General features: G+C 35.7%; 21 protein-coding genes. 6 read left to right on the top strand and 15 right to left on the bottom strand.

Annotation, left to right across the window (positions count from 1 at the left end; all coding sequences use genetic code 11):
* Window positions 1–663: 663 nt before the first annotated feature.
* A complete protein-coding gene (locus QO182_RS15755; protein WP_371562660.1) occupies window positions 664–1,455 on the top strand; it encodes an SDR family oxidoreductase in 792 nt (263 codons plus the stop codon).
* Between the two features lie 99 nt (window positions 1,456–1,554).
* Here QO182_RS15755 and QO182_RS15750 read toward each other — a convergent pair whose 3' ends face one another.
* The 6 genes from QO182_RS15750 to QO182_RS15725 all read right to left on the bottom strand — a co-directional run bounded on the left by QO182_RS15750 (window position 1,555) and on the right by QO182_RS15725 (window position 5,267).
* Complete coding sequence (locus QO182_RS15750; RefSeq protein WP_371562658.1) at window positions 1,555–1,782, bottom strand: hypothetical protein; 228 nt, start codon at window positions 1,780–1,782, stop codon at window positions 1,555–1,557.
* Window positions 1,783–2,012: 230 nt separating this feature from the next.
* Window positions 2,013–2,822: a YgcG family protein gene (locus QO182_RS15745; RefSeq protein ID WP_371539546.1), complete on the bottom strand. Its 810-nt coding sequence runs from the start codon at window positions 2,820–2,822 to the stop codon at window positions 2,013–2,015.
* Between the two features lies 1 nt (window position 2,823).
* A complete protein-coding gene (locus QO182_RS15740; protein WP_371539548.1) occupies window positions 2,824–3,261 on the bottom strand; it encodes a TPM domain-containing protein in 438 nt (145 codons plus the stop codon).
* Window positions 3,262–3,358: 97 nt separating this feature from the next.
* A complete protein-coding gene (locus QO182_RS15735; RefSeq protein ID WP_371539550.1) occupies window positions 3,359–3,946 on the bottom strand; it encodes a LemA family protein in 588 nt (195 codons plus the stop codon).
* A gap of 11 nt (window positions 3,947–3,957) precedes the next feature.
* Window positions 3,958–4,290 (bottom strand): MerR family transcriptional regulator, encoded by a 333-nt coding sequence (locus tag QO182_RS15730; RefSeq protein ID WP_091084060.1) that lies wholly within the window; start codon window positions 4,288–4,290, stop codon window positions 3,958–3,960.
* The gene (locus QO182_RS15725; RefSeq protein ID WP_371539552.1) at window positions 4,290–5,267 is read right to left on the bottom strand and encodes a M23 family metallopeptidase; all 978 of its coding nucleotides are present in this window, start codon (window positions 5,265–5,267) and stop codon (window positions 4,290–4,292) included. Before QO182_RS15725 ends, QO182_RS15730 begins: the two co-directional genes overlap by 1 nt.
* Window positions 5,268–5,634: 367 nt before the next feature.
* Here QO182_RS15725 and alaS point away from each other — a divergent pair, with 367 nt between their 5' ends.
* From alaS to QO182_RS15705, 4 genes are all read left to right on the top strand, one after another.
* Window positions 5,635–8,271, top strand: a complete 2,637-nt coding sequence (gene alaS / locus QO182_RS15720) for an alanine--tRNA ligase (RefSeq protein WP_371539554.1) — start codon at window positions 5,635–5,637, stop codon at window positions 8,269–8,271.
* A gap of 108 nt (window positions 8,272–8,379) precedes the next feature.
* On the top strand, window positions 8,380–9,144 hold the full coding sequence (locus QO182_RS15715) for a hypothetical protein (RefSeq protein ID WP_371539557.1): 765 nt from the start codon (window positions 8,380–8,382) through the stop codon (window positions 9,142–9,144).
* Between the two features lie 31 nt (window positions 9,145–9,175).
* Window positions 9,176–10,126 (top strand): GSCFA domain-containing protein, encoded by a 951-nt coding sequence (locus QO182_RS15710; protein ID WP_371539559.1) that lies wholly within the window; start codon window positions 9,176–9,178, stop codon window positions 10,124–10,126.
* 2 nt (window positions 10,127–10,128) lie between these two features.
* Complete coding sequence (locus tag QO182_RS15705) at window positions 10,129–10,749, top strand: DUF4230 domain-containing protein (RefSeq protein WP_371539561.1); 621 nt, start codon at window positions 10,129–10,131, stop codon at window positions 10,747–10,749.
* A 68-nt stretch (window positions 10,750–10,817) separates the two neighbouring features.
* On the opposite strand, the gene QO182_RS15700 is transcribed toward QO182_RS15705, so the two are convergent.
* The 5 genes from QO182_RS15700 to QO182_RS15680 all read right to left on the bottom strand — a co-directional run bounded on the left by QO182_RS15700 (window position 10,818) and on the right by QO182_RS15680 (window position 17,536).
* A complete protein-coding gene (locus QO182_RS15700; RefSeq protein WP_371539564.1) occupies window positions 10,818–12,497 on the bottom strand; it encodes an AMP-binding protein in 1,680 nt (559 codons plus the stop codon).
* Window positions 12,494–13,267 (bottom strand): alpha/beta fold hydrolase, encoded by a 774-nt coding sequence (locus tag QO182_RS15695; protein ID WP_371562657.1) that lies wholly within the window; start codon window positions 13,265–13,267, stop codon window positions 12,494–12,496. Before QO182_RS15695 ends, QO182_RS15700 begins: the two co-directional genes overlap by 4 nt.
* Window positions 13,268–13,743: 476 nt before the next feature.
* Window positions 13,744–15,501, bottom strand: a complete 1,758-nt coding sequence (locus QO182_RS15690; RefSeq protein WP_371562667.1) for an aromatic amino acid hydroxylase — start codon at window positions 15,499–15,501, stop codon at window positions 13,744–13,746.
* A gap of 411 nt (window positions 15,502–15,912) precedes the next feature.
* A complete protein-coding gene (locus QO182_RS15685) occupies window positions 15,913–16,296 on the bottom strand; it encodes a hypothetical protein (protein WP_371562655.1) in 384 nt (127 codons plus the stop codon).
* A gap of 106 nt (window positions 16,297–16,402) precedes the next feature.
* Entirely contained in the window at window positions 16,403–17,536 is a 1,134-nt protein-coding gene (locus QO182_RS15680; RefSeq protein ID WP_371562652.1) for a hypothetical protein, read from the bottom strand.
* Window positions 17,537–17,923: 387 nt separating this feature from the next.
* On the opposite strand from QO182_RS15680, the gene QO182_RS15675 reads away from it, so the two are divergent.
* Window positions 17,924–18,139 (top strand): hypothetical protein, encoded by a 216-nt coding sequence (locus tag QO182_RS15675; protein ID WP_371562650.1) that lies wholly within the window; start codon window positions 17,924–17,926, stop codon window positions 18,137–18,139.
* A 128-nt stretch (window positions 18,140–18,267) separates the two neighbouring features.
* Here QO182_RS15675 and QO182_RS15670 read toward each other — a convergent pair whose 3' ends face one another.
* The 4 genes from QO182_RS15670 to QO182_RS15655 all read right to left on the bottom strand — a co-directional run bounded on the left by QO182_RS15670 (window position 18,268) and on the right by QO182_RS15655 (window position 22,493).
* Complete coding sequence (locus QO182_RS15670; protein WP_371562648.1) at window positions 18,268–19,398, bottom strand: esterase-like activity of phytase family protein; 1,131 nt, start codon at window positions 19,396–19,398, stop codon at window positions 18,268–18,270.
* A gap of 6 nt (window positions 19,399–19,404) precedes the next feature.
* Window positions 19,405–19,812 (bottom strand): group III truncated hemoglobin, encoded by a 408-nt coding sequence (locus tag QO182_RS15665; RefSeq protein WP_371539580.1) that lies wholly within the window; start codon window positions 19,810–19,812, stop codon window positions 19,405–19,407.
* 67 nt (window positions 19,813–19,879) lie between these two features.
* Window positions 19,880–20,407 carry a DUF4136 domain-containing protein gene (locus tag QO182_RS15660; protein ID WP_371539583.1) on the bottom strand — a complete coding sequence of 176 codons (528 nt, stop codon included), beginning with the start codon at window positions 20,405–20,407 and terminating at the stop codon, window positions 19,880–19,882.
* 49 nt (window positions 20,408–20,456) lie between these two features.
* Window positions 20,457–22,493 carry a urocanate hydratase gene (locus tag QO182_RS15655; protein ID WP_371562665.1) on the bottom strand — a complete coding sequence of 679 codons (2,037 nt, stop codon included), beginning with the start codon at window positions 22,491–22,493 and terminating at the stop codon, window positions 20,457–20,459.
* Between the last annotated feature and the right edge of the window lie 22 nt (window positions 22,494–22,515).

The raw sequence follows: 22,515 nt of genomic DNA, 5'->3' as shown, positions 1-22,515 counted from the left end.
ATAGGGTGGTCAGTTTACTCCGGAACTGGTGGTCAATTTGCACTGGAATTGGGTGGTCAATTTGACCGGTTTTTCCACCTGATCCAACAAACCTTTATTAGTAAAATGTTATTCAGATTCTCTTTTATTACAAAATAGAAACATATAATAATATTATATGTTTTTATTCAAACCGAAATCATAATTAGAATTGTTTATATTTTTTACACTAAAACTAATGTGTATATCTGTACCTTATTTGTATCTTTAATTCGTAAAATACTTATTAATAGTTACTTATATTTATATTAGAGAGAAATAAAATAAATAAATTTTTATTTAATCAATTACCTCCAAATAGCAATTTGCTTTTTGGAGGTTTTTTTATGCATAAATTAAAGTGTTTTACTCTTTTTTTTCAATGTAAGGCGTCTTCCGCTTTCTAATTTTTTAGGGTTTGAGCGTTTTTACAAATTGTTTTTAGATTTCAGCTGTTACTATGTGCAAGAGGTAAAGTAAGTTTGCTCATGTTAGCTTGAAAGTAGAAGATGAGACAACTGGAGCTTTGTAGTGTATCAATGGGAAATTAGGTTGGAGGGAATTAGTTTTATTTCCTTGATTTTTAGAAGAAAGTTTATCGAGTTAGCTATTACTCGGTAAACTTTTTTACATTTATAATAAAAAATGGCATCTATAAATAACAAGGTGGTTTGGATTACTGGAGCTTCGAGTGGCATTGGAGAGGCTTTGGCGTATGAATTAAACCAAAGAAGCTGTAAACTCATACTTTCTGCGCGGAATATCGAAAACCTCGAGCGCGTGAAAGCCAAATGCTCGAATGTAGATGTGGCTGTCCTCCCTTTTGATTTAGTAGATTTCGATAATGCCAAAAATCATGTTGAAAAAGCCATTTCTTTTTTTGGAAAAATTGATGTTCTCATTAATAATGGCGGAGTGAGTCAACGTTCGCTTTTAGTTGACACTGATTTTGAGGTAGACAAAAAACTCATCGAAGTTGATTATTTAGGTACGGTGGCTATAACAAAAGCGTTATTGCCTCACTTTATTTCGAATAGAAAAGGGCATTTTGTAACCATTACTAGTTTGATGGGGAAATTTGGTTCGCCATATCGATCCGGATATTGTGGAGCGAAACATGCTTTGCACGGTTTTTTTGATGTTTTGCGAATGGAGCATCAAAAAGACAATATCAACGTAACGCTAATTTGCCCTGGTTTTATTCAAACTAATGTAGCTATAAATTCGCTTACGGCCAATGGTTCTAAGCAAAATAAGGACGATATCGCGACCTTAAACGGAATGGCCGTTGGTACCTTTGCTAAAAAATTAGTTGAGGCTGTAGAAGCTAAAAAACTTGAAGCATATATAGGAGGAAAAGAAGTGTTAGGTGTTTATTTGAAACGTTTTTTTCCAAAGCTGCTGCACCGTTTTGTGTTAAAAAGTAAAGTACGTTAGTATTAAAGTGTTAAATAAGAATTGAAGGAAGAAAGCATTTTGTAAAGTACGAGAATGCCTTTTTTCCTTAATAGCTTTAGTAAAACGAACGGTATGTTTCTATTCGTCGAAAGTGTCCATTGGCTGATCTTCATACCAGTCTTTAAAAGTTTTTGTAGCACTGTATTTATCTGTTAGAACTTTGTAAACCATAAACAGTATTAAAAAATATCCTATAATTAATAAAATCGTTAATACTTGAATTGGAATATTTAATAGACATAAAGCTGCAAAAATAAACACATACAAAGTAGTCAACCACACGATTTTAATCGCAAAATTTTTCATGGCTTTGTTTTCTATTAAAGTTACATTTTACATCGCTAAAATTTAGTTAAATAATTGATAATCAAATATTAAATAGTGATTTATTCCTTTTTGTATACTGTTTTTATAACCACGTTATTTAGAAATTTATATTGCTCTTTTTACAATGAACTCGCTTGTAAACCTTCAATATGTAGCACAAAAAAAGCTGCGAATTGCAGCTTTTTTATATATTGATAATCTATGTTTTTTTACCAGCCTCCGCTAGAGCCTCCACCCGAGAATCCTCCACCGCCAAAGCCACCGCCGAAACCACCGCCTCCGCCGCCAAATCCACCTCCCGATGAACCGCCGCCGAAACCGCCACCACCACGACCAAGACTGCTTAGGAGAATGACATCTAGTAAACTAGGTCCGCCACCGCCACGATTACCGGAGTTACCGCCGCCACCTTTGTTTTTTGAAATCAATACTATAATAATAACAATAATAATGATAAAGGGTAAAATAGGAAAGTCTTTTTCTTTAGTAACTTTTTTTCTTTCCCCTTTGTATTTTCCTGCAAAAACTTTAAAAAGCGCATCTGTTCCTTTGTCTAATCCATTGTAATAACTTCCGGCTTTGAACTCAGGTGTAATGATGTTTCGGATTATTTCTCCTCCAATTCCCGCTGTTAATCGATCTTCTAATCCATAACCTGGGTTGATGGCAATCTTTCTTTCATTCTTTGCGACTAAAATAATTACTCCATTGTCATCTTTTGCAGTTCCTCCAATTCCCCATGTTTGCGCCCATTTGGTTGCCAGTTGGCTCACATCTTCGTTTTGTAAACTTTCTATTGTAATAACAACGATTTGAGTAGTTGTACTATCAGAATAGTGAATTAGCTTTTCTTCTAATTGCTTTTTTTCTGGTGCACTAAGCAGATTAGCATAGTCATAAACTGAAGTCTGTAAACTTGGAACTTTTGGTATTGTATATTGTGCAAAACCTATTTGAGTAACAAAAAAACAAATAAGTAGTTTAAAAAAAAGTGAGCTATTTAATTTAGGTATAATCATATTATCCTTTTGAGATTTCGTTTGATAATTCATTCGTATCATCTTCAGACCATGGAAAATGTTTTTTTAGTTCTTCTCCCGCTCTTAAAACACCGTCAATCAAACCTTGTTTGAAATTTCCGTTTTTAAAATGAGCGACCATAACATCTTTGGTACTGTCCCAAAAATCATTTTCAACAATTTCATTGATACCTTGGTCACCACAAATTACAAAGGTTTTGTCTTCTACCGCCAGGTAGATTAACACACCATTTTTAAGTTGGGTTTCATCCATTTTTAGTTCATTAAAAACTTCCAGTGCACGATCAAAAGGATCTAAATCGGTTGTTTTTTCTAAGTGGACTCTAATCTCTCCAGAGGTGTTTTTTTCGGCCACACGAATCGCTTCAACAATTTCTTGCTCTTCTTCTGTTGTTAAAAAATTTTCTACTTTTGACATTGTATTGCTTTTTTTTACCTGAATCCCACGAACGATAAAGCCCGTGGGTTCTAGTTTTTTTGTTTTATTACTAAACTAATTCCCTTTTGGGCAAGTTTTAGAATTTCACTTCTACTGGCTTATCAGCCCCTGTAACAGCTTCGAAATATGGTTTTTCTTTAAACCCAAACATACCGGCAAAGATTGAGTTTGGGAAAATTTTGATATGATTGTTGTATGGTTTAACCGCTTCGTTAAAACGTGTTCTAGCGGTAAGTATTTGATTTTCTGTGCTTGCCAGTTCATCTTGTAACTTCAAGAAATTTTGGTTGGCTTTTAAATCAGGATAACGCTCTACGCTAACTAATAATCTAGATAGAGAACTACTAACACCGCTTTGTGCTTGATTGAATTGTGCTAATTGTTCTGGAGTGATATTCGTAGGGTCAACTGTTACCGAAGTTGCTTTAGCACGTGCTTCAATAACGGCAGTTAAAGTGCTTTTTTCAAAATCAGCAGCTCCTTTTACAGTATTCACTAAGTTTCCGATTAAGTCATTTCTTCTTTGGTAAGAAGTTTGAACATTACCCCAGGCTTCGTTAATACCCTGCTCATATACTACAGCAGTATTGTTGATTCCTTTAACATAACTGTATATTCCGATGATAACTACGGCTCCGATAATCCAAGGCAAAAATCTTTTCATGTTTGTTTAATTTAAAGTTGATTTTTAATATTTGTTAATTGTGTTCTAATGGTCTCTAATTTTCGAATAATTTCAAATTTATCCAACGTTTTCTTTTGCCCTTCTTTTAAATGGGTTTTAGCCCCTTCTAATGTGAATCCTCTTTCTTTTACCAAATGATAAATAAGCTGTAGGTTTTTGATGTCTTCCGGAGTAAACATCCTATTTCCCTTAGCATTTTTCTTTGGCTTCAGAATGTCAAATTCACTATCCCAAAACCGAATCAGGGAAGCGTTTACATCAAAAGCTTTGGCGATTTCACCAATGCTATAATATCTTTTATCTGGTTGTAGCTCTATGTGCATTAGTCTAATGATTGATTTTCTTGGTTCGCTAATTTTGAAATGGCAACATATTCCACTGCCGAAATATTCCCATAATAAAAATTAAGTGGATTAACTACTTTACCGTCTTTATGGACTTCATAGTGTAAATGTGGGGCTTCAGATCGACCTGTACTTCCTATATATCCTATAACATCTCCTCGTTTTACTCTTTGTCCCGCTTTGACATTGTATTTGCTCAAATGCGCATACAAGGTTTCGTATCCATAACCATGCCTAAGGACAATATGATTCCCATAACCAGAAGCATTACTGTTTGCTTGTGCCACAACTCCGTCACCAGTTGCGAAAATTGGTGTGCCTACTTTAGCCGTAAAGTCCATTCCTTCATGCATTTTACGAGCTTTAGTAAATGGATCTGTACGATATCCAAAACCAGAAGCCATGTGTTTTAAATTTTCATTCCTGACAGGCTGAATGGCAGGAATGGCAGATAGTAATTTGTTTTTGGCTTTGGCCAATTTTAAAATATAATCTAGTGATTTTGACTGTATGGCTAATTCTTTTGTAAGTACATCAACCCTTTTTGTGGTATTAAGAACCAGTTGGGTGTTGTTATATCCTTGTAAAGCGGCGTAGCGATCTTCGCCACTATATCCTGCTTTTCGTTCTTTTTCAGGTATTGGTGATGTATTGAAATAGGTTCTGTATAAATTGTTATCTCTGTCTTCAATCGCTTCAATTACATTGTCCAGCTGATTTATTCTTTTGTCTAAAACGGCATAATTCAATTTTAAATTTTCGTTTTCACGAATTAGCAGCCGGTCTTTAGGTGTATCAAAGTAAGGAGTGTTTAATAAAAGCACAAATATTAGAGAGCCAAATAATGCTGAGGCCACTAAAAACAACACAAGAAAACCAAATTTCTTCCTTTTTTTTGTTTTTATTTTTCGATAAGCTAGATTTTCCGAATCGTAATAATATTTTACTTTCGCCATATTTTAAAATACCCTATTTTTGCACATTGTAAAATGTAAGTTAAACAAATTTAATAAATGTTTCATTTGTTCCCGCGTTTTTTCAATAATAAATAAAATAATGTGCCTATTCCAGCTATTCGTTGCAAGTTCTCGTTTAGTAATCGTTTTTTCTAATGATAAAGTAGGAGCTTCCTCTGGTCGCTCTGCTATTTCAAGAAAAAATGATTACTCAATCTCGAAGCTTTACACTACAAACACGAAGTGTTCAGTGAACTCTGATGAAAATAGGAGCGTGTGAGATAATCTGGGGCAAAAATGCTTTCGAGCAATATATAAATTAAAAAACTATGTGCCTTAGCGCCTTAGTGGCAAAAAAAATAAAATAATGAAATCACAAGACGTTCGTAAACAATTTTTAGACTTTTTTCAAAGCAAAGGACATTTAATTGTTCCTTCGGCACCTATTGTTCTTAAAGATGACCCTACCCTGATGTTCAATAACTCTGGAATGGCTCAGTTTAAAGAATATTTTTTGGGTAATGCCACGCCAAAAAGCAATAGAATTGCCGACACTCAAAAATGTCTTCGTGTTTCAGGAAAACATAATGATTTAGAAGATGTAGGTTTTGATACTTATCACCATACCATGTTTGAAATGCTGGGGAATTGGTCTTTTGGCGATTATTTCAAAGAAGAAGCCTTGCCATGGGCTTGGGAATTCTTAACGGAAGTATTGAAATTAGACAAAGATCGTTTGTACGTTTCTGTTTTTGAAGGAAACGAGACAGAGAATGTCCCTTTTGATCAGGCAGCTTTTGATATTTGGAAGCAATTTGTTCCCGAAGATCGTATTATCCTTGGAAACAAAAAAGACAATTTCTGGGAAATGGGAGATCAAGGACCTTGCGGACCATGTTCTGAAATTCATATCGATTTACGTACAGATGAAGAAAGAGCGGCTGTTACGGGCAGGAGCTTAGTAAATGCAGATCATCCACAAGTGGTAGAAATATGGAACAACGTATTTATGGAATTCAACCGTAAAGCCGATGGTTCTCTTGAAAAATTACCGGCACAACACGTTGATACGGGAATGGGATTTGAGCGTTTGTGTATGGCAATGCAAAATACTACTTCAAATTATGATACTGATGTGTTTACACCGCTTATTGAAAAAGTGGAGGAAATTACAGGATTGAAATATACTTCAAATGAAGTAAAAGACATCAGTGAGGAACAAAATAAAACCAATATTGCGATACGCGTAATTGTGGATCACGTGCGTGCGGTAGCCTTCGCTATTGCCGACGGACAATTGCCTTCTAATACAGGAGCAGGATATGTAATTCGTCGTATTTTACGTCGTGCAATACGCTACGGATTTACTTTTTTGAATACCAAAGAGCCTTTTATCTATCAATTAGTAGCTGTTCTAGCCGACCAAATGGGAGAGTTTTTCCCTGAAATCAAAAAACAACAAGGATTAGTTACAAATGTAATTCGGGAAGAAGAAACGTCTTTTTTGCGTACACTAGATCAAGGGTTACAGTTGTTAGATAACGTGATTGCAACAAATCAAGGAAAAGAAGTTCCAGGAGCAAAAGCATTCGAATTGTACGATACTTTTGGATTCCCAATCGATTTGACCGCTTTGATTCTTAGAGAAAGAGGATTCAGTCTGGACGAAGCTGGATTTGATAAGGCGATGCAAGAACAAAAATCACGTTCTCGCGCAGCCTCCGAAGTTTCAACAGATGACTGGAAAATTTTAGTAGAGGGAAATACGGAAACTTTCGTAGGCTATGACAAAACTGAAAGTGAAGCAAGAATAACAAGAATTCGTAAAGTGGACTCTAAAAAAGATGGGATTATGTACCAAATCGTTTTAGATACTACACCATTTTATCCTGAAGGTGGAGGACAAGTGGGAGACAAAGGGGTTTTAGTTTCGGCAAATGAAACCATCCAAATTATAGATACTAAAAAAGAGAATAATTTAATTTTACATTTTACTAAAAAATTACCGGAGAATGTAGGCGGTGTTTTTGTAGCTAAAGTAGATAGCAAATTAAGATCAGATACTACAAAAAATCACTCTGCGACACACTTGATGCATCAGGCATTGAGAAGCATATTGGGAACACATGTGGAACAAAAGGGATCGTTAGTAAGTTCGAACCATTTGCGTTTTGATTTTTCTCATTTTGCAAAAGTATCTGATGAAGAATTACAGCAAGTAGAAGACTTTGTTAATGCTAGAATTCAAGAACAATTACCATTGATAGAACGTAGAGATATTCCTTTCGCGCAAGCGGTAGAAGAAGGTGCTATGGCTTTATTTGGTGAGAAATATGGAGATCATGTTCGCGCAATTAAATTTGGCGACAGCATGGAGCTTTGTGGAGGAATTCACGTTAAGAATACTGGCGAAATCTGGTATTTTAAAATTGTTTCAGAAGGAGCCGTTGCTGCAGGTATTCGACGTATCGAAGCGATTACGGGTGATGCCGTTAAAGTTTTCTTTGCTTCTCAGGAAAATGCATTGAATGAAATTAAGGTCGCTCTGAAAAACCCGCAAGATGTAATTAAAGCGGTAGTGTCAGTGCAAGATGAAAATGCAAAATTAAAAAAACAGGTTGAGCAATTAATTAGAGATAAGGCAAAAGGATTAAAAACAGAATTGGCGCAACAAATCAAAGAAATAAACGGAGTACAATTTTTGGCAGTCCAAGTAGATCTTAACGCAGAAGGAGCTAAAGATTTGGCTTATGATTTAGGGAACATGGGAACTAATATGTTTTTAGTTTTGGCTACAGCCGAAGAAGGAAAACCAATGTTAAGCTGTTATATTTCTAAAGAACTGGTTGCTGATAAAAAATTAAATGCAGGACAAGTAGTTCGTGAATTAGGGAAGTACATACAAGGAGGAGGAGGAGGTCAGCCTTTCTTTGCTACTGCAGGAGGAAAAAATGCAGAAGGTATTCAGGAGGCTCTGACTAAAGCAGTAGATTTTGTAGTATAATTTTTAGTAAAAAGTATATCTAGGCATAGATTTTGACGGTTAAATATTACATTGATGACAAAACAGTAAAATTTTATTTTATGGTAACACAATTTTAATTAGTTGAAAATGAAAAAAGTAAATGTATTTTGGATCTTATCGTTAGTGTTGTTTCTCTTTTATTCTTGCGCAAATGATAAAAACGGCAATGATAAATTGTTGACAAAGTTGGTAGAAAAGACTGAGGATGGTTCGTCTTTTACAACCCTATTTTCTTATAAAGGAAATGAGATTGTAAGCTCAGACAATGCTAATGAACATGTAGATTATACGTATGTGAATGGATTAATTACTAAAATTATAACAAAAAATAAAAGTAATCAATCTGCAGTAACCGTTGATTATAATTATCAAAAAGAACAGTTAGTGAGCGTCAAATCTTCTGATAATTATAGAATCGATTTTGTTCATAATAGCGATGGAACAGTTGCCTACGAAAGATTTTCTTTAGACTCTAATAATCAAGAAACTAAACTATATCATGGGGTTTTATCATTGAAGAATGATAATTTAGTAAAAGATAAGAGGACTGTAGATGGTACTCAAGTAGGTGTTGTAACGACTGAGGATGTGAGTTTTGAGTATGATTCCAAGAAGAATCCGATGCATGCTATTTTAGGATTTGACAAACTTTTAAATCAGAATCAGTTAGTATCTGTCAATAATAGTTTAATTAGTGTTGTAGAGAGTACTACCACAAATGCAGCAGACCAAATCATATCTTCAGCTAAGTTTTACAAAAGCACTTTTAAGTATGACACAGATGATTATCCAACGGAGCGGTTTGCTGAAACAGCGAAGTCAGGATCTTTAAAATCACAATACTTTTACTAATAATTCCTTCAGTTCGGATAAATAATATGTGATGCAATTTAGAACTCAAATACCCATTACAAAAAGTACTCATCCGATAGATTATAACTCAAAGATTATGTCTTTGGGTTCTTGTTTTGCGGTAAACATGTCAGAGAAACTGGACTATTTTAAATTTCAGAATTCCTGCAATCCCTTTGGTATTTTGTTTCATCCACTGGCAATCGAGAAACTAATTGCCTTTGCTGTTGCTCAAAAGGTGTTTACTGAAGAGGATATTTTTTTTTACAATGAACGCTGGCACTGTTATGATGCTCATTCTGATTTAAGCAACGCTTACTCCTTTATATTGTTGAAGGATTTAAATGATATCATTCAATCAACTTGGACACAATTAAGCGAAGCTTCTCACATTATTATCACTTATGGAACGGCTTGGGTGTATAGAAACATAGAAAGTGACACTTTAGTTGCTAACTGTCATAAAGTGCCACAAAAGCAATTTAATAAGGAGTTACTTTCAGTTGATGAAATTCAAGAATCTATTGATAATACACTGAACTTGATCCATTCCGTAAATCCCAATTGTAATATTATTTTGACGGTTTCGCCAGTGCGCCACATCAAAGATGGTTTTGTAGAAAATCAATGGAGTAAATCGAATCTAATTTCGGCAATTCACTCAATTCATAATTCACAACTCATAACTTATAACTATTTTCCCAGTTACGAAATCATGATGGATGAACTTCGTGATTATCGGTTTTATACTGAAGACATGTTGCATCCTAGCCAGGTCGCTATTGACTATATTTGGAAGCGTTTCAGGGAAACTTACATTTCAGAAACTGCTTTGTCAACAATGGATGAAGTAGAAACAATCCAAAAAAGTTTGTCTCATAGACCATTCAATCCAAACTCTGAAAGTCACCAAAAATTTGAGACTAAACTCAACAATAAAATCGCTACATTGGTTTCTCAATATTCATTTATGAAATTTTAATTATGTTAAGAAGATTACTTATTTTTATGGGCTTGATAGGCACTGTCGTGCTTTTGTTTAAGTATTGTGAATTCAAGAAGGAGGACGACTCAGCAATGGATTACAATACAAACCTGATACAGCAACAAATTGTTAATGTAGGTAAGTTAGTTGTAACAGAAGGGCATTTCTCTGAAGTGGTTACCTATAAGAATAAGGAGAAATACTTGATGGGTATAGTGTCATTCGATAAAAAAGCGTTGATTGTCGTTAATGCCGATGTCACTGTTGCCTATGATTTGCATAAAATGAAATATGATATTGACGAAAAAAATAAAACGATTACTATTCTAAGTATTCCAAAAGAAGAAATTAAAATTAGTACCGACATTCAATTTTATGATGTGGAACAAAGTAAGTTAAATCCTTTTACCGGTGATGATTATAATAAAATCAACAAATCGGTTAAAGCAAATATGGCAAAAAAAATAGAGAAGTCGACGCTTAAAACGAATGCTCAAAACAGGTTAGTTAGTGAATTGTCTAAGTTTCTAATTCTTACTAATAGTTTAGGATGGACCTTAAAGTACGATGGGGTTGTAGTTGAAAGTGAAAAAGATTTTGGCAAAAATATAAAACTATAGCAGGTGTTTAATTTGCTTTTAATAATAAGGGTTTGAGTAGCAGTAATGCGATTCAAACCCTTATTTTATTATTTTAACAACGCTAATTCAGCAATCATAATTTCTCTCATTTCGACTTTACGAATTTTACCCGTAACAGTCATCGGGAAATCAGTAACGAATTTTACCTGGCCGGGAATGGTGTAATGAGCTATTTTTCCTCTACAATATTCTTTTATCTCTAAGGCTGTGAGTTCTGATTTATCATGCATTTGAATCCAAACACATACTTGCTCGCCATATTTTTCATCTGGAATTCCAAAAACGGAGACTTCCTTTATTTTTTCATGCGTATATAGAAATTCTTCAATGACTTTTGGGTAGATGTTTTCTCCACCGCGGATGATCATGTCTTTAATTCTTCCTACAATATTGATGTAGCCTTCTTCGTCCATAGTCGCTAAATCACCACTATGCATCCAGCGGGCTGCGTCAATAGACTCATTTGTTTTGATGGGATCGTTCCAATAGCCAAGCATTACGCAGTATCCACGGGTGCACAATTCTCCCGATTCACCAATGGGAACGACTTGATGAGTTTCTGGGTGAATGATTTTTATTTCTGTATGTGGTAAAACTCTGCCCACTGTGCTCACTCTTTTGTCAAATGGTGCATCATGCCTCGTTTGAGTGCTCAACGGACTGGTTTCGGTCATGCCGTATCCAATTTCCATCTCAGTCAAATTCATTTCTGACTGGACTTTCTTCATCAGTTCAGAAGGACATAGTGATCCGGCCATAATTCCAGTTCGTAAGCTGCTGAGGTCATATTGTTTAAGATTAGGATGATCCAGCTCTGCAAAAAACATTGTGGGCACCCCAAAAAGGGCCGTTGCTTTTTCTTCAGAAATTGCTTTTAAAGTAGCTTCAGCATCAAAGGTTTCGCCCGGGTAAATCATTGTTGCTCCTTGGCTGATACAGCCCAAATTCCCTAACACCATACCAAAGCAATGGTAGAGTGGAACTGGTATGACTATTTTGTCTTTTTCAGTGATACGTTGTATTTTAGAAGTGAAATAGGCATTATTTAGAATATTGTGATGGCTTAATGTTGCTCCTTTTGAACTTCCAGTTGTACCGCTAGTAAATTGGATGTTAATTGGGTCGTCAAATGAAAGGAGAAGTTGTCGGGTTTGTAATTTATGATAATCAATGTGGATTCCCATATCGATAAACTCTTCCCACATGAGTATTCCTTGTAGATTGTTTTTGCTTAAAGAAATAACCGATTTTAACAACGGAAATTCAGCACAATCAAAAGTAGGAAGACTGTTTTTTTTAAGATCCGGAATCAACTCATAAAGCATTTGACTGTAGTCTGTATGCTTATTTTTGTCGGCAATCACAATAGATTTGCAACCAGAATGATTCAAAGCATATTCTAACTCATACGTCCTATAACTAGGGTTTATGTTTACTAAAATCGCACCTATTTTAGCCGTTGCAATTTGCACAATCAACCACTCTACACAGTTGTTAGCACATATTCCCACGCGATCGCCTTTTTGAATATCAATTGCTAAAAAAGCCTTTGCACATTGATTCACTCGGATTTCTAATTGTTCGTAGGTATATCGAATATTCTGGTGCATCGAGACCACAGCCTCGTTTTTTGGAAACCTACTTACGGTCTCTTCAAAAGCTTCGCCTATCGTTAGTCCTAATAAAGGTTCGTCACTGATGCCGCTCGTATAGCTGTATTTTTTCATAATCTTTTATTTAAAAAGGAGTTGATTGCTTGTGATATAAGGTTCGGATTTTCTTTGTGCGGAAAATGTCCGCAATCATCAATCAGAACGGCCTTGGCTTGTTTACCTATTAGTTTTGCTATGCTTGTACAATGTGCGTCGGTTGCATATTCGTCTTGTTTGCCTTGAATGATAAGGCTTGGACATTGAATTTTTGGCAGCTCAGTTTCTATATTCCAATTCTGAAAATCGTCTGAAAGCCAGCATTCGTGCCAATTCTGAAAAAGACAGTCCGTTTTGTCACCGTGGTATTTCCTTAATTGGCTACTGATTTTTTCTGAATTTTGAATTGTACGTTGAATGCCTGCCGTCGTCGCTTCTTCCACTTTCGAATGGCCAGCAATACTTACGATAGCTTTGCAGTCTTGGTATTTTGCTGCATAGAGAAGCGCAATGCTTCCTCCATCGCTAGAGCCAATTAAAAGAACGTTTTTAAGGTTTTGTTTCGTGATGATTTTTTTTAGAAAGTCGGCTTCTGCTTCCAGATAGCCTTTGGACCATTTAACGGTGGTCGCTTCTGATTTTCCATGACCTAATCGATCGTATGTAAAACCAACAGATCCCATTTCTTGACATAGTATTGAGGGGAAGTCTTTCCAACTTTCAGAACAGCCTAAAGCATCATGCAAAAAAAGGAGTAGGGTATCGTTTGTACAATTTGCAGGAGTGATATAGTTACAGGAAATTGTTTCGCCCTCTATTTCAACCGTTATCGTCTCGCTGCTGCACATATTTATTTCTCGTTTTGAGATTTAAATGTAACGATTTTTTATAGGATAGACAGTCTAAAAGGCCTTTTTTAGTATGTGATAATTCAAAAAAAATGTAATTACTTTTATGAATCTGCAATATAGTTGAAGAGCGTGCTTTTTAGTGTATTTTGCTTTTAGCTTCAAAAAAAGAAAAAGCCACGAATGCACTAATTTTAATCAGTGAATCCGTGGCTAAATTTTCGCAGATTGATAAAAATTTAACCGCAAATTCATGAATTAACTATTCACGAATTTGCGGTTAAATTTTTAATAATAATAATCACTTTTAATCAGTGAATCCGTGGCTAAAATTTTTATTCGTTTTCCTTCTCAAAATAAACAACCATATATTCACGAATTAGCGATTAATTTTTTTATACTTTCAATCCAAATAAATCAGTGAATCTGCGGCTATTTTTTTTATAATAATCACTTTTAATCAGTGGCTACAAAGTTTACGCGTTTTCTTTCTTCAGAATCAAATCGAGACCTCCGCTAATTAAATGTGCTACTTCTGGTCTTTTTTGTTTTAATTCTTCGAGGTAACTCAGGACTTCATCTAGTTGTTGGGTTTCGTTTCTGTCTTTTAGAAGTTCCGCAATTTCAACAGCAAGTAACCAGTCTTTAGGATGATTCTCTTTTAGCTTATGGAAAATAGGAGCTAAGGAAGCATATATGTCTTTCGATTCTCTAATGATTCTTACCGTTTGATAGAGAACCTCTAAGTCATCACGTTCAGCAGAATGCTTTGCTTTAATGGTAGTGCTAGAAGGCATATGTGTAATCAAGTCAAAACTATTCACATCAGCAGGGCCAGAAAAAGCCGAAACTAATTTTTTACCCACTGCCATATCATATACGCCCCATTCTGGTTGAAACAAAATCGTTTCGCCGTGGTATACTGTACAATTGTTCATGCGGATAAGGATAATTTCTCCCTGTAGGTTTCGGGAACCCGTAACGATTTCCCCTTCAACGGTAATGTTACCTTCAAACTCCAGTTTTACAGTGTTTCCTTCCGTTATGTTATAAGCAGTTAAGTCTTTCGGACTCATATCTTCAATGGCAAGGTTGATGCCTTTTAGTTTTCCTATCGGGCTACCAAAACCTTCTGCGTGCGCTAATGTGCCATGGCCAACTAATTCTTTTTCACGAGAAGCCAATGCTGTTTTTCCTTCGGTTTGTATGTAAATAGGTTTGCCTTCGTGTGCAATCACTTTGGTGAAAACACCTGAAATTTGCAAGCCGGTACTCAATTCAATAGTTCCTAAAGCGGTCGAGTCAATCAGTTTTTCTATTCCAGACAAACCGCCTGTTCGTAACGCCATTTTATTAGCAAACTCTTCCAAAACTAAATTTAGATAGGCAAAAGTTGGCGTTACATAAAGCTGAGGTTGCAGCTTCGTAATGTCAAAACTCTGGTTTGCGGCTGATATGTCATAAGGGATTTTCGTCACCTTATCCGTCATGCAATAAGCACTTTCACCTATGGAGGATAACAATCCGGCACCGTATATTTTTGGGTTTTCAACAGTTCCTATCAAGCCATATTCAACAGTCCACCAGTGTAAATTTCTGATTTGTGCCATCTCAGATAATTTGCCCATATTATTTTGCAAGTCTTCCACTGCTTTTTCCGCAGCGTCAATAGTTGCTTGTGGCGTGTCTTCTGCTTCTTTGACTATAGATAACAGTCTAATTGCTTCATACATTTGGTAATCTTTATCCGAAGAAATCGCTTTGCAGCCTATTTCTCCAAAACGGCGTAAATATTCCGCATATTCTGGGTTGGCAATAATAGGAGCATGACCAGCACCTTCATGAATAATGTCTGGAGCGGGCGTGTATTCAATGTGTTCCAGTTGACGAATATCTGATGCGATTACCAGTACGTTATACGCCTGAAACTCCATAAAAGCGTTGGGCGGAATAAATCCGTCCACCGCCACGGCAGCCCAACCAATATCCGTAAGAATACGGTTCATACCGTACATACTTGGGATGTTGTCTACTTCAATTCCCGTTTTCTTCAAGCCATCTAAATAGGACTTGTGTGCCACTTTTGATAGGTAATCCACATTTTTGCGCATCACATAACGCCACACGGCCTGATTGATAGGCGTGTAATCGCTATAATCTTGAGGCTTAATAAATTGCTTCAAGTGTTTAGGCAATCGGTCTAATAACGGATTAGTTTCAATAGTTGCATTCATGTCGAAAACGTTGTAGTTAAGATACAAAAGTACGAATTCTGGGAGCCATTTCCCGCTTTTCATTGCAAGTTTTTGCAGCGCCGTTTGTTTTTCTAAAGTTCCCGCAGGAGCTTCCTTTGGTCGCTCTGCGGCAACAAGAAAAACCAAAACGGCTTTTACAAAAAGCTTTCCATTGCAATCGGGGCTAGGGGAGTTGTGGTGTAATTTGAAATTTGGTGATTCAAGATGATTTTTATTTAGCTTGTCATTGCGAAGAACGAACTGTTCGCCGCGGCTAAAGCAATCACACTAAAATATTCCACAAAGCAATCACATATAGATTTATTGTGAATTTATATAAATTTTATCTTTTATTAGATACGTACCACACGAAAGGATTCGTGCAGCAGGGCTTGTTTATAATCCAATTTTTCAATTACTTTGTTTGGTCAAAACATTTGTTTGACCTTGAATAAGAGTACCAGTAAGCGTTTCGTTTTCATAAGTTAAAGGTATTTTAACAAAAGCATTTCCTATTGTAACTACATTACCTTCAATTTTGTATTCACCGCCAATATTGTTATCACGAATTACAATAGTTTCAGTTTTAAACTCAAGTTTTATTTTCCCATCATCACTTATCCATTCAGTCCCTTTTAAATCAGACGGAGATAAATTACAACTTGCGAAAGCCATAGTAAAAAAGAACATTATGCTAAAGCAAAAATATCTTCTTTTATCAGATGAAGATATTTTTTTTTCATTTGCGTTGAATGCATCTATTAAATTTTCTTTTGTTTGAAAGCTTGAAATCATTTTTTTTTTTTTTAATTTTTCACCTACTCTGAAACGGTTTTCGGCTTTTCCCGTAAATAAATTAAAATAGGCACTCGTTAAAAACGAGCGCTAGTGCGATTATTAATTATGCTTTAGGAATTTTTTCAATTACTTTATTAAGTAAACCAGTGACTAATTTAAGTTTAGATGGATCTTCTGGAACTTCTACGTCATTTTTATGATGTTGCATTCTTTCAAAATAGTTAATTATTTGATTCCATTTTAAACTTTCTCTCTTTTGCTTTATTTTTTTATAAGGAGCTCTAATAATTGTATACAGCTCTCCAGTTTCTTCATCTTCAACATCGGCTTCTGCAATTGATAATCCGTATTCATTAAGAGCTTCTGCGATGTTCCCAGACACAGCATAAATTGCTGACATATTTCGTTTGTCTTGGTTGATTTTTTCATAAGTGTTAAGTAATCCTTTTAACAAGCTATACATCCCAGTAAAAACAGCGCTTAAACATAGTGCCCAAGGTAATTTTACAATTAATAATCCAAATGCGAAATTTAAAATTTGCCAAGAAGTAGCTGTTGCACCAAGTGATGTGATAAAAGTATCATAGCTTTTAAAACACTGTAATAAATCAGGTACACTAAGAGCAATAGTAACAACTGCTCCTGAAACCAAAAATAAGATAACCCAAAAATACAGTTTCATGTTGGAGTTAGTCTCTGCCAAGAAATCACTGAATTGCTCAATTATTCTAACTTTTGAAGTAGCATTAACTTTTGCTGCTCTTATTTCATCGTTTGAAGATTTTGAAGCTTCCTTTATTTTAATCTGAAGTTCAGCAATTTTTACTTTAGAATCTATATCTGCAGTTATTACATCTTGTAATAATTCATCTCTTTTTGAAATTGAATTACTAATTTCTTTTTCTAAAGAAACTAATAAAGTATGTGCTAATGAGCCTTGATTCGCCTCTCCGTTTTTCCCAAATACTGAAGTTAATGTAGCATATTTTTTTTCTATTTCACTTAATTGTTCTTCTTGAGTTTTAATTTTTTTGTCTAAGTCGGAACTTTTAATCGCTTTAGATAAGTCTAACTCATTGAATTCGTCTTTTAATTTATCAAATGCTGCTTGACCTGTTCCGTATCCTTCAATAGTTGAGTTTTGAATTACATAAGTTCCATTTGGAACAGATGGCATTTTACTGATAAATGATTTAACACCTTCTAATACTTTATCGGCTGAATTGTCCTGATCCATAGGTTAATATTGTTAGTTATACTGTTTTTACAAACATACGAAAATTACTAAATAAATATCCGGCTTATATAGATTGGCCTATTTTCTATTCAAAATACTTGTTAAGGTGTTTTTTATAAAAATCTTTCAATTTTACTTTTAAATCTGCTTTTCAAAAGTAACTTCTTTTTATTCAGAGATTTTACGGGAAACCGTAAACACCGTCTTTTTTAATGAAATTATTTCTCATGCTATTTTGAAAAGTTGATTACTATATCTAAACCTAGATCCTTTCTGTATATAATTACTCTTAACTTTTGACTTGTCAACAGCAAAGTAAAAACCTCTTTTAGTATCTAATTATTAATTCAAAAAAATCGTATCTTTATTCTATTAAATATAACGGCTATGAATATTGAAGCGTATAAAAATCAGATAATCAAAAAACTACTTGATGTTCAGGATGAAAATCTATTAGCGGAGATTGAAGCAATTTTAGATTTGAACCCAATTGTTATACAAACAATTGACGGTAAATCCTTGACCAAATCAGAGTATATAGAGCACATTGGGTCCATTAGCGAATCAATAGCTGATGGTGCTGAAATCCCTACTTCTGAGTAAGTCCGAACTTCAATTGTATCAAAAAGAAATGACTGTAGTTTGGTTTAGAAAACTAGAAAATCGATGTCAACCAAAAAAAAACCGCAACACTGCTGTTACGGATTTTGATGTTGTAAAAAAACGATATTTTAGTCCACTTCAAAAAGTAGTACTTGCGTTTTCTGTTTGTCAGAGAAATTATTATCAGATACAAATAGCAAGGATTGTTTTCCATTGGCTAGTTTTGGACCAAAAGTTACTCCTTCGATATTATCAATAAAAATACCCAAATCATCCATATCCAGAATCAGTTTTTTTGTTGCTGGTGTAAATTCTTGTCCTTGCAACGAAGCAATGTCTTTTACATTTGTGGCATTGGTAAAATCACATAAATATACTTTTATGGCGCAAGCCTGTCTCCCTACAGAGTACGAACGCTCAACAACGAAAAGTTGGTTTTTAGCATAATACTGAATCGTCGAGATTCCGTTTACAGCAAAGCCATTTGCAGGATTCGGTTCGTGTGCAATAGGATCTAAAAGGTAGGCGTATTGTGCGGTATTTTTTCTGGATTTCACATCAAAGGCAAACAAACGGATTATACCGCCTTTTGTAGTGGTCGCTTCTGCATCATCTTCGTACAAAGGTTCTTCAACGTTTGTGTATAGTGTGCTGTAGTTTTTATCAAATGCAATCCCTTCAAGAACGCCATTGCTGCGCGGTCCTTTTTCCTCTTTTTGCATGTTGAGGTTGGTCGGTAAATGGTATTCATTTACAAAGTTTCCGTTTAAATCTGCTGTTTGCACCGTGGGGTTTTGCAGTACCGAAAAGTCTTTTGCAATAACGCGTGCACCTTCACTACTCCAGACTACTGATTTTGTTTTTGGATTGTAACGCAGTTCTTCGGGATCAATAGATTCAGATGGTTTTGTCTCCCAATTGCTGTATTTTTCTCCAGCGGCATTTTTTAATGAAACTACATTTTTAAAAGCGATACCGTTTATGGTATCGGAATCCAAATGAATTTTGGCAGTATAAAAACGAGCATCATTGTAAATGGCTCTGTCGTCGCTTATGAAGTAATACAAATCGTTTTTGGCATCATAATCAATACTGGAAAGTCCGCCTACAACCGTATTTTTAAATTCTTGATTGAATGGAACTTCAATAGAATTGATGAATTTTAGAGAAGGATTTGCATTTGCTGTTTCAGTAGGTTTTAGGCTAGAGCAGGATATAAAAGCAAGCGGTAAAAAAGCGAGGAATAATAATTTGCGCATGAAACTTTATTTTGAATTTAAAAGATCTCCTTTTTGGTCGGCGTCTCTAAAATAGTTGATTTTGTAGTTGAACATCTCAGCCATATTTTTGGCACGTAATTTTGCTTCGTCAGCTATTGCACCGGTAAATAATGTGTCTACCGTTTCAGTAAAAATTTCCATCCAGCGGTCAAAATGCACTTTGTCAATAGGTAAATGTTTGTGGGGAGGAAATGGACTACCAGAATAAGTATGTTGTTCGAGTAAGATAGTTTGCCAAAAACGGTACATTTTTTCCAAATGGTCTGGCCAACGATTCCCTATTTTGTCGTTAAATATAGGTCCGATGAAATCATCTTTTTGCACTTTACCATAGAAAGTGTCAACTAATAATTTAATGTCTTCTAGTGTAGTAATGTCTTTGTTTTGTGTCATAATTAGGTATAAAAAAGGCCTACGCAAAGGTAGGCCATTTATATAGAATAAGAAATTATTGGTATTTCTATTTTGGTGGAAACTGAGCCATAATTTTTGCTACAAACTCATTAATTTGGCTTTCTTTTCGCTCGCGGTTTTCTGTTAGGTAACCAACACCCTCACCTTCCCAAACCAGTTCTTTTTTCTTGGCATCAATTAAATCAATGTATAACGTTCCTTCAACATAGGTGGAAACGTAGGTGCGTCCTCCCCAAAGGTATGGGTTCCATCCGTATCCCCATCCGTAACCCCATCCTGCATTGTATTGGTTTACGTCAACGCGTTCTCTTTCTTTAGTAAAGATATTAATCAGTATATCGGGGTTGTCACTTTTAGTCATCCCTTTTTTACTAAGTTCCATATCGATTGCATTAAGAATTCTTTTCTTGTCCAATCCAGATATTTCGACTCTGTCAATACCTCTTTTATGGAATGCATAGGTTTTATATTGACTGAAATCTACCGATTTGTCGTAATCAGAATTGACTTTAATAGAGCTGCAAGAACCCAATATAAATAGAAAGAGCATCACAAGGATTTTAATTGCTTTCATGTTTTAAATGTTTGGTTGTTAAATGTTTACTAAAGATACGTCCAATTTATTAAAAATCCAACAAATTATCAGCAACAATATTGGGCAGAGTCACTTTTAACAACGGTTGGCTTTCCATAGCTCTCTTTATCGCAAAAAGGGCTCCTTCATTTCGAGCCCAACTTCTTCTCGAAATTCCGTTGTTGACATCCCAGAAAAGCATGGATTCGATGCGTTTTGATGCTTCTTTCGATCCATCAAGTACCATCCCGAATCCACCATTAATTACTTCGCCCCAACCTACGCCGCCGCCGTTATGGATAGAAACCCAGGTAGCACCGCGGAAACTGTCTCCAATCACGTTTTGAATAGCCATATCTGCAGTGAATCTTGATCCGTCATAAATGTTTGATGTTTCTCTGTAAGGAGAATCTGTTCCTGATACATCATGATGATCCCGACCTAAAACGACAGTTCCTATTTCGCCTTTGGCAATAGCCTGATTAAAAGCTTCGGCAATTTTCATGCGGCCTTCTGCATCAGCATATAATATTCTGGCCTGTGAGCCCACGACCAATTTGTTTTCTTGTGCTCCTTTGATCCATTGAATATTATCTTGCATTTGCTGCTGAATTTCGATAGGAGCCGTTTTTGCCATTTCTTCCAAAACAGCACAGGCAATAGCATCTGTTTTTTGTAAATCTTCTGGTTTTCCTGAAGCACAAACCCAACGGAAAGGTCCAAAACCAAAATCAAAACACATAGGTCCCATGATGTCTTGAACATAACTTGGATACCTAAAGTCAATATTATTTTCGGCCATAATATCAGCACCAGCGCGGGAAGCTTCTAGTAAGAATGCATTTCCATAATCAAAGAAATAAGTTCCTTTGGCAGTATGTTTATTGATAGCTGCAGTATGTCTGCGTAATGTTTCTTGTACTTTTTCTTTGAATAAATCAGGATTGTTAGCCATCATTTCATTGGCATTTTCAAACGAAATGTCAACAGGGTAGTAGCCACCAGCCCAAGGATTGTGTAATGAAGTTTGGTCGCTTCCCAAATCAATATGGATGTGCTCTTCGTCAAATTTTTCCCAAACATCAACCACATTTCCAAGATAACCAATAGATACTGTTTCTTTGTTGGCTTTCGCCAAAGCGACTCTTTTAACCAATTCATTGATATCTTCTACCACTTCGTTGATCCAGCCTTGACTGTGACGAATGTGTGTTATTTTTGGGTTTACCTCGGCGCAAACGGTAATGCATCCGGCAATATTACCAGCTTTAGGTTGGGCACCACTCATACCTCCTAAACCTGAGGTTACGAATAAACCGCCTTTAGGGCTGAGTTTTATTTTACGGAAACCATTCAAAACAGTAATTGTTGTTCCGTGTACAATTCCTTGCGGACCAATGTACATGTAACTTCCTGCAGTCATTTGGCCATATTGTGATACGCCTAGCGCATTCATTTTTTCCCAATCATCCGGTTGAGAATAATTAGGAATTACCATTCCGTTTGTCACGACCACTCTTGGCGCTTCTTTATGCGAAGGGAATAATCCCATAGGATGCCCAGAATACATGGTCAACGTTTGCTCCTCTGTCATTTCAGACAGGTATTGCATCGTCAAAAGATATTGTGCCCAGTTCTGAAAAACGGCGCCATTTCCACCATAGGTTATTAACTCATGGGGATGTTGTGCTACTGCATAATCCAGATTGTTTTGAATCATTAGCATGATGGCTTTCGCCTGTTCGCATTTTCCCGGATATTCATTGATAGAACGCGCGCGCATTTCGTAATCTGGACGAAAGCGGTACATATAGATGCGTCCATAAGTATCTAATTCTTCCTTGAATTCTTGAATTAATTCGGCATGATGTTCTGCTTTAAAATAGCGCAAAGCATTACGAAGTGCTAGTTTTTTCTCCTCTGCCGATAGAATTTCTTTTCGTTTTGGAGCATGATTGATGTCTGCCTCATACGGTTTAGGTTGAGGTAGTATAGTGGGAATTCCTTGTTGGATTTGTTCTTGGAAAAGCCCCCTACCCCCCGAAGGGGGAATTGATTCGGATGGTATATTGGATTGATTATTCATGTTGTTGATTAATTTAGTATTA

Origin of the sequence: Flavobacterium sp. Arc2 (assembly GCF_041431385.1) — a bacterium.
Taxonomy (GTDB): domain Bacteria; phylum Bacteroidota; class Bacteroidia; order Flavobacteriales; family Flavobacteriaceae; genus Flavobacterium.
The sequence above is the reverse complement of the archived record's forward strand: the minus strand, read 5'-3'. Positions and strand labels throughout refer to the sequence as shown.

What these genes read in the sequence shown, in the direction of transcription:
- QO182_RS15755 (WP_371562660.1), top strand. Translation starts at nt 664, where the DNA reads ATGGCATCTATAAATAACAAGGTGGTTTGGATTACTGGAGCTTCGAGT.
- QO182_RS15750 (WP_371562658.1), bottom strand. Translation starts at nt 1,782, where the DNA reads ATGAAAAATTTTGCGATTAAAATCGTGTGGTTGACTACTTTGTATGTG.
- QO182_RS15745 (WP_371539546.1), bottom strand. Translation starts at nt 2,822, where the DNA reads ATGATTATACCTAAATTAAATAGCTCACTTTTTTTTAAACTACTTATT.
- QO182_RS15740 (WP_371539548.1), bottom strand. Translation starts at nt 3,261, where the DNA reads ATGTCAAAAGTAGAAAATTTTTTAACAACAGAAGAAGAGCAAGAAATT.
- QO182_RS15735 (WP_371539550.1), bottom strand. Translation starts at nt 3,946, where the DNA reads ATGAAAAGATTTTTGCCTTGGATTATCGGAGCCGTAGTTATCATCGGA.
- QO182_RS15730 (WP_091084060.1), bottom strand. Translation starts at nt 4,290, where the DNA reads ATGCACATAGAGCTACAACCAGATAAAAGATATTATAGCATTGGTGAA.
- QO182_RS15725 (WP_371539552.1), bottom strand. Translation starts at nt 5,267, where the DNA reads ATGGCGAAAGTAAAATATTATTACGATTCGGAAAATCTAGCTTATCGA.
- alaS (WP_371539554.1), top strand. Translation starts at nt 5,635, where the DNA reads ATGAAATCACAAGACGTTCGTAAACAATTTTTAGACTTTTTTCAAAGC.
- QO182_RS15715 (WP_371539557.1), top strand. Translation starts at nt 8,380, where the DNA reads ATGAAAAAAGTAAATGTATTTTGGATCTTATCGTTAGTGTTGTTTCTC.
- QO182_RS15710 (WP_371539559.1), top strand. Translation starts at nt 9,176, where the DNA reads ATGCAATTTAGAACTCAAATACCCATTACAAAAAGTACTCATCCGATA.
- QO182_RS15705 (WP_371539561.1), top strand. Translation starts at nt 10,129, where the DNA reads ATGTTAAGAAGATTACTTATTTTTATGGGCTTGATAGGCACTGTCGTG.
- QO182_RS15700 (WP_371539564.1), bottom strand. Translation starts at nt 12,497, where the DNA reads ATGAAAAAATACAGCTATACGAGCGGCATCAGTGACGAACCTTTATTA.
- QO182_RS15695 (WP_371562657.1), bottom strand. Translation starts at nt 13,267, where the DNA reads ATGTGCAGCAGCGAGACGATAACGGTTGAAATAGAGGGCGAAACAATT.
- QO182_RS15690 (WP_371562667.1), bottom strand. Translation starts at nt 15,501, where the DNA reads ATGAATGCAACTATTGAAACTAATCCGTTATTAGACCGATTGCCTAAA.
- QO182_RS15685 (WP_371562655.1), bottom strand. Translation starts at nt 16,296, where the DNA reads ATGATTTCAAGCTTTCAAACAAAAGAAAATTTAATAGATGCATTCAAC.
- QO182_RS15680 (WP_371562652.1), bottom strand. Translation starts at nt 17,536, where the DNA reads ATGGATCAGGACAATTCAGCCGATAAAGTATTAGAAGGTGTTAAATCA.
- QO182_RS15675 (WP_371562650.1), top strand. Translation starts at nt 17,924, where the DNA reads ATGAATATTGAAGCGTATAAAAATCAGATAATCAAAAAACTACTTGAT.
- QO182_RS15670 (WP_371562648.1), bottom strand. Translation starts at nt 19,398, where the DNA reads ATGCGCAAATTATTATTCCTCGCTTTTTTACCGCTTGCTTTTATATCC.
- QO182_RS15665 (WP_371539580.1), bottom strand. Translation starts at nt 19,812, where the DNA reads ATGACACAAAACAAAGACATTACTACACTAGAAGACATTAAATTATTA.
- QO182_RS15660 (WP_371539583.1), bottom strand. Translation starts at nt 20,407, where the DNA reads ATGAAAGCAATTAAAATCCTTGTGATGCTCTTTCTATTTATATTGGGT.
- QO182_RS15655 (WP_371562665.1), bottom strand. Translation starts at nt 22,493, where the DNA reads ATGAATAATCAATCCAATATACCATCCGAATCAATTCCCCCTTCGGGG.